This window comes from Acidilobus saccharovorans 345-15 (assembly GCF_000144915.1).
Lineage (GTDB): Archaea > Thermoproteota > Thermoprotei_A > Sulfolobales > Acidilobaceae > Acidilobus > Acidilobus saccharovorans.
The window spans coordinates 370,754-383,681 of sequence record NC_014374.1 but is presented as its reverse complement, the minus strand read 5'-3'; the positions used below and the strand labels follow the sequence as shown (position 1 = coordinate 383,681).

The window sequence follows — 12,928 nt, the reverse complement described above, 5'->3', positions numbered from 1 at the left end:
ATATGATACTTCCGTACCCGTTGCTCTGGATAACCGTTATCCTGCCCGTGCTGCTTGGCATCATAGCCTGGCCTCTCAGGAGCAGATCAGGGCTTCATGCGCTGTTCTACCTGTCGGCCGCCTCCCTCATCATCCCCCTCCTCATTATCGTCTACGGCTACGCCTCAGGGGCTCTGGAGACGGGGAGTCTGGTGGACCCACTTTACTTCAACTTAACCAGGTACTCAGTAGGCACTATAGCCCTTGGTATAGACGGGTTATCAGCGCCCGTGATCATAGGGCTCTCCATAGTGACCTCCTTCGTGGCGATCTACAGCATAAAGTACATGGAGACCAGGATAAGCGAGATGGAGGAGTCGGGCGAGAGGCCCCCAAGCCTTGGCACCTACCTGCTGCTCTACAACATCTTCGCGGCCACCATGCTGGGCCTTGCGTACTCAACCAACCTGGTGGAGTTCTACGTGTTCCTTGAGGGCAGCCTGATATCATCGTTCCTGCTCATAGCCTTCTATGGCTACGGTGACAGGAGGAGGATCTCACTGCTATACTTCGTCTGGACCCACATAGGTGCCGTGGTCTTCCTGACTGGAGTCCTCTACCTGGGTTACCTCACTCACAGCTTCGACTACTTGACCTTATTGAACGGGCAGCTGGTTTCCGTGGGCTCGGTTGAGTACATAGGCTCGGCGGCGACGCTGATAGCCGCGCTGCTGCTCTTCGGCCTCTTCGTTAAGATGGCCGTCTTCGGGGTTCACATGTGGCTCCCCTACGCGCACGCTGAGGCGCCAACGCCCATCTCCGCCCTTCTGTCGCCTAACCTCATAGGCCTTGCAGGCTACGCGATAGCGAGGTTCGTCATACCTCTCTTCCCGACCCAGATGGAGAGCTGGCGCGACTTCCTGCTGGGCCTTGCGTTCACAACAATAATATACGCGGGCCTTGTGTCGCTCAGGCAGACCGACTTCAAGAGGTTCCTGGCATACTCGAGCATAAGCCAGATGGGCTACATGCTCCTGGGGCTTGCAACCCTTAACGAGTATGGCATTATGGGCGCCATGCTGATCTACCTATCGCATGCCATAGGCAAGGCCCTGCTCTTCATGTCAGCCGGAGTCTTCATAACCGAGGCCCACGGGCTCAGGGACATAACTAAGATGGGCGGCCTCGCGAGGAGGTACCCACTAGTGGCAGCCCTGGCCCTTTTTGGCTTCATGAACTTAGCTGGGCTGCCGCCTAGCATTGGCATGTGGAGCGAGATATTTGTAGTGCTCGGGGTCGTCAAGTCATTACTGTTCATAAACCTGGCCACTATGTTCGGGCTGAGCCTTTTACTCATAGTTGCACTGACGATAACGGCCGCGTACTCCTTTATAACCATGAGGAGAGTTTTCTATGGCCAGCCAAGGTCAAAGGTTGAGGCCAGGGAGCGCGTTGACGGCTTCAAGCTAGCCATGCTGGCCGTGGCGGTATTTGGAGTTGTTTTCTTCTTAGCTATAAACCCGCTCACGACAGGCCTTAGCGCCGCAATATCCCACGTGGTTCTCCTCTCGGGATTTGGAGGTGGTCCATAATGACGGTGGTTCACGCGTACTGGCTAACCTGGTCATGGACCTGGCTTGCCCCGTTCACTGGGGCCGGCCTACTTGCCCTGCTCTGGCTGGCAGGGGTGAGGAGGGAGCAGGTCTATAGCATAATAAGCGTGCTCAGCGTGCTTGCCAGCGCCTTGGTTTCAACAGCTGCGCTCTACTACGTGCTAGCAGACCACGAGGTCATATACGCCACTAGCGCCTGGTACTGGGATTCTTTGCTGAGGGTCCACGTTGGCGTCTACTTGGACGGGCTCAGCGCTATAATGGCCACTGTAGTTTCGTGGCTCAGCTTCCTAATAGACCTCTACAGCGTCGAGTACATGAAGGGTGACTGGGGAGTTCAGCGCTACTTCTTCTTCATATCATTCTTCGTGGGCAGCATGATGCTTGTAGTGACCGCAAGCAACTTGATACTTATGTTCGTTGGGTGGGAGGGCACAGGACTTGCGAGCTACGCGCTCATAGGCCACTGGTACACCGACGAGGAAGAGTATTGGGTTGGTGTCCCCAGGAGCACCGCCCTAGGAAAGCCCATGTACTTCGAGCCAAGCACGAGTGGCGTCAGGGCAATACTGTTCACCAGGGTAGGCGACGTAGGCTTCATCATAGGTATGACTGGCCTCTTCGCGCTGGTGGGGTCGATGAGCATACCAGCTATTGCCAGCTCCGCCGGCAGCTGGATGGCGTTCCTAGCGTCAAGGGGGCTCCTGGCCATATTCCTCTTCGTGTTCACGCTGGGCGCCCTCTCCAAGAGCGCCCAGTTCCCCTTCTTCGAATGGCTTGTGACAGCTATGACCGGTCCAACCCCCGTTTCAGCGCTGATACACGCAGCCACCATGGTTAAGGTCGGAGTTTACTACATGCTCAGGTTCGCTCCCATATTCTTCGTTGGAGCCCTGGTGGCGGCGTCCCTTGGGGCTCCCGCCGCCGTTGCCCAAGTACATGAGTACTTCCTGCTGGTGGCATCCTTGGCGGCGGTGACGCTGTTCATGATGGCCACTATGGCCATAGTTAACCACGAGTTTAAGCTCATACTGGCCTTCTCAACCGCGGAGTACCTGGGCTACATGATACTCGCGGTGGCCGCGGGCGGCCTTGCAGTGGTGACAGGCAACTATGCGGCCATGGCCTACGCCGAGATGGCAGGGCTTGCAATGCTGATAGCGCACGCCGTGTTTAAGGCCGCGCTCTTCCTGGTGGCCGGCTACGCGCTCCACGCCTCGGAGAGCAGGTTCATAGATGACATGGGCAACTTCTGGAGATACATGAAGGCCACAGGCATCTCGACGTGGCTCGCAGGGCTCAGCCTGGCCGCGGTGCCCCCGTTCCTGGGCTTCTTCGCAAAGGAACTTGTCCTAGGCGCCGTCGAGAGGACCGCCGTCTACTCCCTCTATGCCTTAGCTGTAATAGCGGTGGTCTTCACAGCGGCCTACATAACAAGGCTTATAGTCAGGGTGTTCCACCTGCCGCCGCTTAATAAGGAGGCTGAAGGCAAGCACTACCACGAGGCACCTGCACTAATGCTGATACCCTACGCAATACTGGGCCTTGCCTCAATAGTACTGGGCGCCGCGTGGTTCTACGTGGGTTACTGGGTTGCCAGCGGCGTCGGGGAGACCCTTGACATAAGGGTGACCCCGCCGTTCATGCCGTCCATAGACCTTACGACAATAGTCATAACTGCCGTAGTGATAATAGATATCTTGGGCGTCGCGCTGCTCTACATGAGGCGTCACAGCCTGGTGTATCTGTTGCAGAAGAGCGACGCGCTCAAGGCTATACACTCCTTCCTCTTCAACAGGTGGTACGTGAACTCGGCGATATACTACCTGTTCCTTGACTCCTTCGCGGGCCTCTCGTGGCTGCTCAACGTAGTCAACAGGGGCATAGACCTCTTCTACCATTATGTGCTCCCTAAGGCCGGCGAGCTGGCCTCAAGGGGTCTCAGGGGCCTCCTGAGGGGCAGAACTGATTACATATTGACGCTTTACCTCTTCATGATGGTGATTATAGGCATACTGATGTTCATGGCATGGAGGTGAGAAAGTATGTGGGAGATAGGCACTATTAAGTTCCTGCTCTACGTCACTCTGGCCGCCTCCCTGCTGGCACCCTTAACGTCGCCGTCGGGCCGCAGGGACAACGTTGCCCCGCTGGTAATGGCAGCCATAGGCGTGGGCTCATTTGCGGTGGCCATGGGAATATCGTTCTACGCGGCCTCTCTGGGCAGGCCGCTTAGCTTCTATCATGGGCTGGTTGTGCAGGACTCCTTCACGTCCCTGATGCTTCTAGGCGCCTCGCTGGCCTCAGCGATATTCCTGCTGGCCGTGGGCACAGATGGGCTAGGGTGGAGCAGCAGCCCATCGCTATACAGCCTAGTGCCCATGACTCTCTTCGGCGCATTCTTCCTAGCTGGGGCGACTAACGCCCTGGTAATACTGGCCTCGTGGCTGCTGGTCTCGGTGATCAGCTACATAATAATAGCAGCCCCGGACTCTAAGAACGCCAAGGCGGCTGGCGTAAGGTACATCTTCGTAGGCATGGTAGCGACCCTTGCTTTAGTCGGCTCCTTGGCATTCATCTCCGTGTCAAGCGGCGCTTACACGTTCTCGATAACTCCAGTCAGCGGCCTCTCCACGGACGCCAGGGGGCTCATGGCCCTCGCGGTGCTCCTGCTTCTGGCGGCCCTTGGATTCAAGGTTGGCCTCTTCCCATTCCACTGGTGGCTGCCGAGCGTCTACGGCAGGGGCGACGGAAGGACCGTCTCGTTCGTGGCTGCCGTCGTGAAGCTGAGCTTCCTTGCAATCCTGACCAGGGTCCTGGTTATAATAGCTTCGGGCGGGCAGCTGCACACCATCATTGCAATAACCCTCGCCGCGCTGGCGGTCGCAACCATGACGTACGGTAATTTCGCCGCCCTAACCACCAGGGACCTACAGGTGATACTTGCATACAGCTCTATGGCACAGGTAGGCTACATCTTCGCCGCAATAGCAGCAGCCTCCTACTTCGCTGGCGTAGGCAACGAGTACATGCTGCGGCTCTCTCTGTTCGCGGTGGCCCTCCAGTCAATAGCTTATGCCGTGGCTAAGGCTCCGCTGTTCGCCTTTGCCGGCGAGGTGGGAGGAAGCCTTGACTCCCTGAGGGGCCTCATGAAGTCAAGCCCGCTGAGCGCGGTCACGGCCTCAGTGCTACTCTACAGCCTTCTTGGGGTTCCACCGCTGCTGGGCTTCTGGGGCAAGCTCTACATGTTCCTTGCAGCCGTGGGGTTCAGCGTCTGGCTGGCCCTGGCGGCGCTGATAAACAGCGGCGTGAGCTCCGTCTACTATATAATAGCCTCGAGGGAGATGCTCCGCAAGGATTATGAGGCTACGCCAAAGCCAAGGGCCAGGTACGCCGTTGCGCTGCTGATAGCCTCCCTGCTGATAGTTCTGCTAGGCCTCGTGGCTCCGCTGACCTTTAGGGGTATAATTTCAATATACATTTGAAGCCGCTTTGTTTTGGACCCACGCTTTTAGCAACGCGCAGGATTTTACTCTCCTGGTTTTTAATAAGGAAAGATGGTGCCGCCGCCGGGGTTTGAACCCGGGACCTCCGGATTTCCCCAGCCCCGACCTCGGCGCGAGGGCCGTATGAGTCCGGCGCTCCAACCTGCTGAGCTACGGCGGCACCTGTATCGCTATTTGATGAGGCTCTTTTTAAAGCTTAGTACCCTGGCAGTTTCGTAAAAAGACATACGTTTCCGCCGCAGGGCGTGAATAGTGGACTTAGCGACCTGGATTTTAATGGAGAAGCGCGGAACAGGCTTCAGGGGCCTTAAATGCCTGCGGACAGGTCTCTAAGAATAATAACGTTTAAGCTCGACGTTGACACGCTAATGAAGCTTGACAAGCTGGCGGTGGCTGAAAAGAGATACAGAAGTGAAATAATTAGGGAGGCCATAGAGGCCTACCTGTCCTCAAAGGTTTCAAGCAGGCCATCAGTATATTAATACAGTTATATCAGCTAAGAAGAGTTTTATATCGCCTATTTCCCCTTTACCCCTTTGGTGCAGCAGCGTGAGCTCTAAAGGAGCATCGTTATGGATATACCTCGTTGTTGGCCTCGTAATAGGGCTCGTCGTTGGCGCTGGAGCCGGGTACGTGGCCGCGCCCCATAGGACTGTGACGGTTACAGCGCCTGCGACAACCTCTACATATACTACAACCACTACAACTACCTATACCACCACAGCCCCCGTCTCTACTTCTCCCTTCACCGTCGGCGCAGCAGGCACCCTGAAGTTTAGCTTTGGCCAGCTCCTATCGATGCTGAATCAGTACAACCCGTCAATAACTGAAGGCCAGCCGCTCTTTGCGGGTAGCGGCGAGGTTGCGCAGAAGGAGGCCACGACCCAAGTGTTCAGCTTAGTGGCCAGCGCCGACACCACCACTATACCAAGCGTGCTCTTCCCCAAGTACGCCAACTACGAGATAGCCTTCGGCGTGACGCAGATGGTAATAATTGTCGACCTGGAGACGCCCGCGGGCAAGGAGGTCTACGCCCTCTGGAAGCAGGCCCAGACGGAGCAGCCCTTCAGTGCGCAGTGGAACCAGACCTGGGAGAAGATATTTGACATAATAGCGGTAAACTCGAGCACGGTAGTTGGCGTCTCGAACCCGTTCACTGACCCAAGCGGCTACCAGGCCCAGTGCGTGCTCAAGCTGGCCGGCCTCGCCTTCATGCACAACGCCTCCTACTACTGGGGCGCGGTCTATAACAACCCGTCTAAGTACCAGATGAGGAACACTGAGATAGACCTCCTCACGCTGATGTACGCTAACAACTCGGTTCAGTTTGTGCTGTCAGCATACACATCAAACGCCATACCGCAGACCGAGGCTTACCAGCAGAAGGGCTTCAACATGACGTACATAACTCTCCCGCCTTTCATAAACCTCGGCAACCTGAGCTACGTTAACTTCTATCACCAGGTGAACATCACCTGGACCGAGCTCGGCGTGACTAAGACCTTCGCCTGCAACCCGGTGGTCTACACAGCTACCATACCTTACTCAGCCCCGAACCCGCAGGCCGCCGTTGACTTCCTGCTGCTAATATTCAGCCCAGCTGGCCAGAAGGTGCTCGAGAGCTACGGCATCAACCCAATAGTGCCCGGCGTGGTCTACGGCAACTACTCGGCCGTGCCTGCGCCGCTGAAGCCATTCACAGTACCTCTGTCCAACGCGTCATACCTTAGCAGTATATTCCCGTCCTCCAGCTCATCGTGAGGGGCCTTGGCCAGGCTCAGGCTGAACCTCTTCATAGTACTTTTTGTTATCATAGGGGGCCTCCTCCTGCTCTTCTTCTCATACCCAATAGCCGTGCTGCTGTTAGTCGGCAGCAGCGGGCTTGAGGAAGCGCTTAGGGTGAGGAGCTTTGAGCTCGCCCTGCTGGTCACCATAATAACGTCAACTATAGCTGCTGTTGCCTCCGTCATCTTTGGGGTTCCCCTGGCATACATCATGAGTCGCTATAACTTCAGGGGCAAGAGCCTTGTCGAGTCACTCATAGACCTACCCATAGCAATACCCCACATAATAGTTGGCGTCATGATAGTCCTTGCATTCTCCTGGTACGTGGGGCTTGGCCCCATATTTCACAGGCTTCACATCAACGTCGTCGACACTATACTGGGCGCGGCCATGGCCGTCACGTACGTCTCGGCGACGTACTCTGTGCGGGTGGTGGAGTCAGCCATAAGTATGCTTGACCCGGAGCTTGAGCTCACCGCGATGAGCCTGGGGGCCTCCAGGGCAAGGACTTTCATCAGCGTAGTGCTGCCCAAGATCAAGAGGTCCATAGCAGGAGGCGCCCTAACTTCATGGGCCAGGGCCGCCTCCGAGGCAGGCGCGCTTTTCATAGTAGCATACGAGGTTTACCTTGGTAAGTCCCTTGTTTACCCGGCCCCTGTGGCCATTTATGAGGCCTACGTGGGCATTGGAATAATAGAGGCAGCTAAGTTCTCCGCAGCCATGCTAGTGGTGGTTTTGGGCATATTTGTGCTCGCAAGGATACTCCTTGAGGCAAGGAGGGGGTCCAGGGCTGGCCTCGGCGCTCAGGCTTGAGGGCCTAGTAGCTAGGGTGGGCAACTTCACGCTCGGCCCTATTAACTTGGAGCTCGAGAGGGGCGAAGTCGCCCTAATCTTCGGCCCCAACGGCGCCGGCAAGACGACGCTGCTGAAGACAGTTCTCGGCTTCTACAGGCCTGTCAAGGGTAAAGTCATAATAAACGGCGCCGATTCCACTTACATGCCCATAAACAGGAGAAACATAGGCTACGTGCCCCAGAGCCTCGCCCTCTTCGACAACATGAGCGTCAGGGACAACGTGGAGTTCGGCCTTAAGGTAAGGGGAGTGCCAGGGAGGGAGAGGGAGAGGCTGGTCAAGGAGATGGCCGAGAGGCTCCGCATAAGTGAGCTCCTCGACAGGAGGGTCACAGAGCTCTCAGGAGGGCAGATGCAGAGGGTCGCCATAGCAAGGGCTGTCATAGCCAGGCCGACGCTCCTGCTCCTCGACGAGCCCGCCTCCAACCTGGACCCGACATCGGTTGAGGAGCTCATAGACACAATACGTTACGTGACGAAGGAGTTCGGGATAACCACCATTATTGTAAGCCACTCCATAAGCAAGCTCCTTAGGGTGGCATCAAGGCTTCTCTTCATGAGCGGCGGGAAGCTTGTCGACCTGGGCGACGTGGAGACCGCTGTTAGGAACCCAGTTAAGGCCGAGGCGGCAGTTTACCTGGGCTATGATAACATAATACCGTGCAACGCCGTTGATCCACGGCCGTGCGATGACGGCAAAGCGATGGCTGCCAGGTACAACTTCGTGCTTATTGGAGATCCAGAGTGCGACGGCATCACCTTAGATGGCATTGTTGAGCAGCTGTATGTTGGGCTTGACGGCGTCCGCAGGGCCGTGGCCAGGGTGGGCGGCCTCAGGGTGGTAGGGCTCGCTGGAGACCACGTCAGGCTAGGGGAAGCTAAGATATGCATAAGACGTGAGGGCCTGGCGGTAGTGGACCTTTAGCCTCTGAGTGGAGCCGGGGCCGGGATTCGAACCCGGGAGTTAACGGGTCTCCGCAGCCACTGCAGCCCGCCGCCTTGGACCGCTCGGCCACCCCGGCTCCAGTAGACCTTGTGCTTGGTGGGGTTAAGTGCGTTTGCCCCTTTAGGGCGCCTTAAAGCAAAGTTTGCATCGCTAAACAAGTTAAGAGCTTTAACACAAACCAGATCACAGTAGCGTTGACCATAGGGTTCTAACAGACTTTGGCACAAAATTCCTCTAATCCTAAATCAAGCCCCACGGGCCTCTAGGCTTTACATCTGCCTAGAGGACTTAGGGCTCCAGGTGCAGTGACCGGGATTTGAACCTAGGTCGCGGCTCGAAATAATACTAGATAATGTTTTAGTGGAACTTTGATAGAGAGCATTTAGCGTTGCGCGTTTAAGTAGAAAAGATAAGTAGAACAGAACAACAGTAGTGGAATGTATAAAATGCTTCAGAGAGTTAAACTAGCCAGTTTACTCTAGAGAGATTAAAAGACATCCACCACAACATTGATTAAAAAAGCGACATTTAGGATAAAAATATAGCGAAATTTAAGTCATAGCTATAATCAACAGGTTTTATCTTACACTTAGCTCTGCATTTTTTACTTGACTGATCCTTGGTATCTGACAAAGCTAAATCCTTAGGATCTATTATTTTATCTTTAATACTAAGTGTGGCCCTTAGCATTATAAGTAAATTAACGGACACTGATTTCCCTTCCCTAATTAAAAATATAATAGAATGCGGCGGTTTGAGAGCATCATTCGTTTCGGATATTCTCAACAATTTTTGTAATTTATATATACTATTAATGTATGGAATGTATGGAGATGGCAGTGGAATGTATGGAGGAGCTGACATCTCTATTTCACCTATATCATATGGTATTAAATCCTTGTTTTCGTTGTTTTTAGTTTCATTGTAATTGTTATCTTTATTTCCAGAATCGTTGCACAAGTCATTAAATGGGGATTCCTTTCTCATTCCAGCCTCTTCTGCTAGGCGGCAAACAAACTCAGTAAATTCTCTTTTGTCCATCATCATTAATGATTTAGCGCCTAGGGCTTCCTTTGCTAAAGATAAAAATGACATGATATCTTCTTCGATTTTTAAGCGCTTTTCATCAACATCTTCTTTTTCATTTTTACTTTGAGGCCTACCAAGGTAGCTTTTATTCAGTACTTTCTCATCTATTATGTATATCAAAGATGCGGTGGTTGTTTCTTGTGAATTAGTAGTATTATCGCCACTATCAGAAAGGGAATTAAATACTGTGTACATGTTTAAGGGAACACCGACGTAAGTAAGTAACAAATGCAATACCCTGTTATATCTATTTTTGATTTTTATATATCTAGAATTTATTATCTGTTCAAGTAATAATGATGAAATATACGATACTATAATTTCTTCGTATCTGCTCTGGTATTCTTTTTCTCTACTGGCAATTATCTTATTCCTTACAAATAGCGAGTAAGCAGTGATACCTACTAGTATAATTAGTACACGTATGTCCACATTGGAAAAAATGCCCTGATGTAGGTTATTAATTAAGATAAAGACGATCGGTAGGAGCAAAGCGTATGCTAAATTGCCAAAGACGGCCGGCAGGAGCAAAGTATATGCTAAATTAGCGTCAATCCTTGCAAGGATGGAGCATGATTTTCTTCTTTTTACTTCTTCCTTATATTCCTTGAAAAAGTCCCCCCTGACAAAGTATTCATTTAATAAATCGTCGAGTTTGCCTATATTATTAGGATCCTTAAGGACATTAAGGGCATTAAAGAACCCTTCCCTGAATTCTTCTTTATTCATCTCCTTGTTCATACTCTTCAGAAATACATTAATGAATGAATCTATACACTCCCTCATAACGATGTCTGCCGAAATGACTATTAACAAAAGAGAAGTAACAATTAATATATCTAGAGCCCAGAGGTTATGTAGAAATTGTGGAGAAAAGAGGCTGATGCCGTAAGCAATAAAATATGCAACCGCCAGCTGAACTATAAGAGATAATAGCGCGTTTCGCTTACTCTCTTTAATCATGGTTAATCTGATTATTGTCAGTAACGTTGAAAAGTCCATGTCTTTCACCCAAGAATCTCATCCTCTCCTTTTAGGCGATATCTCCAAAATTTTTATCTCCTCCATATTTTGCCACCTAGGTAAATTAATCCCTCTTATATAGCCGTGCCAGATAAACAAGAGGTCTCCCTTGGGATCAAAGATAAGGAGAATTCATCCAGCTATTTAGAGTTAGAAAAAGGGTACTTTAGCTCAGCCCGCAGCGATTTATAGATACCTGGTATCATTCCCTAAGGCCTTCTCTACGAGTACTTTGGTCTAGGAGACGTAGTAGTCGAATGGGAAGCAATGGATCTGGCGTCAGCAACGCAGAGTATCGACGCTGCAAGAAAGAGGCTATGGGTTAGGGTACGGGTTCTTTTGCAATTAAGAGACTCTAAGAAGTTAGAGAACTTCAGACATCGATAGGGGGTCAGGCTAAATTACCCAAGTTTTGGTATGAATCGCCTATTTCGGGGAAGATGGTAACGAACTGAGAGAAACCCAAATTAGATAAGGGGTGTAGCAAGAGGTAGGCTCTTCGATGTTGCTGAGCAGCGTTTCGAAATTTCTTTACGTCTTCTTCACTTATACTATGCATGTGCCAATGGCAGTCCTTAGGGAATCCCCATGCACTGGCAAAGTGACGTTAAGAGGAAATTACGAAAGCCGTGTACTTCATAGCGTTAATGATAACGCTTAGCATAGTCTTGGGGCCCCATCTGCTGTTTTAACTCGCAGGGTGCATCGCTTAGTTCATCTAAACCGAGCATTTTCGCAATTAGCTGAATTATCCGATCCAGGTCTTCTTCACTTTCTCTGTAAAGTATCCGTATGGAGCACTCCTACTCACTCTTATCTTGACTTTTGTACAACATAGCTCAATTCATATTTCTCAACCACTTTCTCTAGAATCCGAATCTTTGCTCGCTGTCGAGCTTATTTTATGTCAATATTTGCCACGATCTCACGCATTCTTTATTAAGTCGCGAGAGTGCTGCAAATATCCTTCGTTACCATGAATTCCTTATTTATCTAGGGAACATAGCCCCCTTCCAATTTAAAGGTAAAGGAAAAAGTGCCGCGGCCGGGATTTGAACCCGGGTCACGGGCTCGAAAGGCCCGCATACTGGGCCGGACTATACTACCGCGGCACCTGGCTCAGGTTTAGCCGCAGGGAAAATTAAGCTTTGAACCCGCTCAGGACCTCCGTAACCGCCCTCCTTACGACGTCCCTGCTGCTCCCCACCTGGGGGGACCAGCCCCAGCTTACGGCTTTCTCTATGGACAGCTGCATTACCTTTACATCGCCCCTCCACCCTCTTCCCCCGTCGACCCCTCCGGTAGTGTATATCTGTGGGCTTAGGCCCATGGTCTCAGCCACTATTTTAGCTATCTCAAGCACGGATATCCTGTCCGGGGTGCCTATGTTAAAGGCCTCATACCTTACCCCCTTCTCCAGGGCCTTCATGAAGAGCTGGTACATGGCCCTCACCGTGTCGCTGACGTGCACGTAGCTCTTGCTCTGGCTGCCGTCGCCCAGGACCTCAAGCCGCGTGGGGTCCCTCCTGAGCTTGTTTATGAAGTCATATATGACGCCGTGGGTAGACCTTGGGCCCACGACGTTGGCCAGCCTGTACGACACCGCGGTCCAGTCGAAGGTAAACGCGTAGCCACTTATCAGCCCCTCTGAGGCCAGCTTGGAGCCTCCGTACACGCTTATCGGGTAGCAGGGGCCGTAGTCCTCAGGCGTAGGTATAACCCTTGCCTCCCCGTAGACCGTGGAGGACGAGGCAAACGCTATGGCCTTCACGCCGTTAGCCCTCATGCCCTCAAGCACGTTATAGGTCATTTGGACGTTCTGAAGATATATGGACTCGGGGCTCTGCGACCCTATTCTGACCTCCGGGTTAGCTGCCAGGTGCACCACCGCGTCAGCGCCCTTGGTGACCTCCCTGGCCACCTCAGGGCTCGTCAGGTCGGCCCTAATGAACCTGAGATGGGGGCTTCCCATCACGTCCTTGAGGAACTCGAGCCTGCCGGTGCTCAGGTTATCAACAACCGTGACGTCGTGACCTTCCTCTATCAGCAGCTCCACCAGGTGAGAGCCTATGAAGCCCGCACCCCCAGTTACCAGGAACTTCACGCTCACTGCACCCTCTACTCAAGTTCACCCG

General features: G+C 52.6%; 9 protein-coding genes and 3 tRNA genes. 7 read left to right on the top strand and 5 right to left on the bottom strand.

From position 1 onward, the window contains the following. Positions 1–2: 2 nt before the first annotated feature. The 3 genes from ASAC_RS01945 to nuoN are packed head-to-tail and all read left to right on the top strand — an operon-like array spanning position 3 to position 5,077. On the top strand, positions 3–1,571 hold the full coding sequence (locus ASAC_RS01945; RefSeq protein ID WP_013266294.1) for a complex I subunit 4 family protein: 1,569 nt from the start codon (positions 3–5) through the stop codon (positions 1,569–1,571). Next, entirely contained in the window at positions 1,571–3,631 is a 2,061-nt protein-coding gene (locus ASAC_RS01940; RefSeq protein WP_013266293.1) for an NADH-quinone oxidoreductase subunit 5 family protein, read from the top strand. Before ASAC_RS01945 ends, ASAC_RS01940 begins: the two co-directional genes overlap by 1 nt. 6 nt (positions 3,632–3,637) lie before the next feature. Beyond that, positions 3,638–5,077, top strand: a complete 1,440-nt coding sequence (gene nuoN, locus ASAC_RS01935) for an NADH-quinone oxidoreductase subunit NuoN (protein WP_013266292.1) — start codon at positions 3,638–3,640, stop codon at positions 5,075–5,077. Between the two features lie 73 nt (positions 5,078–5,150). Here the strand turns inward: nuoN and ASAC_RS01930 are convergent. Beyond that, positions 5,151–5,258, bottom strand: a tRNA-Met gene (locus tag ASAC_RS01930). A gap of 151 nt (positions 5,259–5,409) precedes the next feature. Between ASAC_RS01930 and ASAC_RS01925 the strand changes: the two genes are divergently transcribed. The 4 genes from ASAC_RS01925 to ASAC_RS07615 all read left to right on the top strand — a co-directional run bounded on the left by ASAC_RS01925 (position 5,410) and on the right by ASAC_RS07615 (position 8,660). Beyond that, positions 5,410–5,580, top strand: coding sequence for a CopG family ribbon-helix-helix protein (locus ASAC_RS01925; RefSeq protein ID WP_013266291.1), 171 nt, complete (start codon positions 5,410–5,412; stop codon positions 5,578–5,580). A gap of 67 nt (positions 5,581–5,647) precedes the next feature. Beyond that, positions 5,648–6,859 (top strand): substrate-binding domain-containing protein, encoded by a 1,212-nt coding sequence (locus ASAC_RS01920; RefSeq protein WP_013266290.1) that lies wholly within the window; start codon positions 5,648–5,650, stop codon positions 6,857–6,859. Positions 6,860–6,865: 6 nt separating this feature from the next. Continuing rightward, complete coding sequence (locus ASAC_RS01915) at positions 6,866–7,696, top strand: ABC transporter permease (protein WP_013266289.1); 831 nt, start codon at positions 6,866–6,868, stop codon at positions 7,694–7,696. Then, the gene (locus ASAC_RS07615; protein ID WP_013266288.1) at positions 7,650–8,660 is read left to right on the top strand and encodes an ABC transporter ATP-binding protein; all 1,011 of its coding nucleotides are present in this window, start codon (positions 7,650–7,652) and stop codon (positions 8,658–8,660) included. The genes ASAC_RS01915 and ASAC_RS07615 overlap by 47 nt, the downstream gene beginning before the upstream one ends. 8 nt (positions 8,661–8,668) lie before the next feature. Here the strand turns inward: ASAC_RS07615 and ASAC_RS01905 are convergent. The 4 genes from ASAC_RS01905 to ASAC_RS01890 all read right to left on the bottom strand — a co-directional run bounded on the left by ASAC_RS01905 (position 8,669) and on the right by ASAC_RS01890 (position 12,897). Continuing rightward, positions 8,669–8,757 (bottom strand) — tRNA-Cys (locus ASAC_RS01905). 452 nt (positions 8,758–9,209) lie between these two features. Continuing rightward, positions 9,210–10,772 (bottom strand): hypothetical protein, encoded by a 1,563-nt coding sequence (locus tag ASAC_RS01900; protein WP_013266287.1) that lies wholly within the window; start codon positions 10,770–10,772, stop codon positions 9,210–9,212. 1,058 nt (positions 10,773–11,830) lie between these two features. Then, positions 11,831–11,905: transfer RNA gene (locus ASAC_RS01895), tRNA-Glu, on the bottom strand. A 29-nt stretch (positions 11,906–11,934) separates the two neighbouring features. Next, positions 11,935–12,897: an NAD-dependent epimerase/dehydratase family protein gene (locus ASAC_RS01890; RefSeq protein ID WP_048812945.1), complete on the bottom strand. Its 963-nt coding sequence runs from the start codon at positions 12,895–12,897 to the stop codon at positions 11,935–11,937. Between the last annotated feature and the right edge of the window lie 31 nt (positions 12,898–12,928).

Bases quoted from the DNA above. Each gene is read 5' to 3' on its own strand.
- ASAC_RS01900 (WP_013266287.1), bottom strand. From the start codon at position 10,772: ATGGACTTTTCAACGTTACTGACAATAATCAGATTAACCATGATTAAA.
- ASAC_RS01940 (WP_013266293.1), top strand. From the start codon at position 1,571: ATGACGGTGGTTCACGCGTACTGGCTAACCTGGTCATGGACCTGGCTT.
- ASAC_RS01925 (WP_013266291.1), top strand. From the start codon at position 5,410: ATGCCTGCGGACAGGTCTCTAAGAATAATAACGTTTAAGCTCGACGTT.
- nuoN (WP_013266292.1), top strand. From the start codon at position 3,638: ATGTGGGAGATAGGCACTATTAAGTTCCTGCTCTACGTCACTCTGGCC.
- ASAC_RS01945 (WP_013266294.1), top strand. From the start codon at position 3: ATGATACTTCCGTACCCGTTGCTCTGGATAACCGTTATCCTGCCCGTG.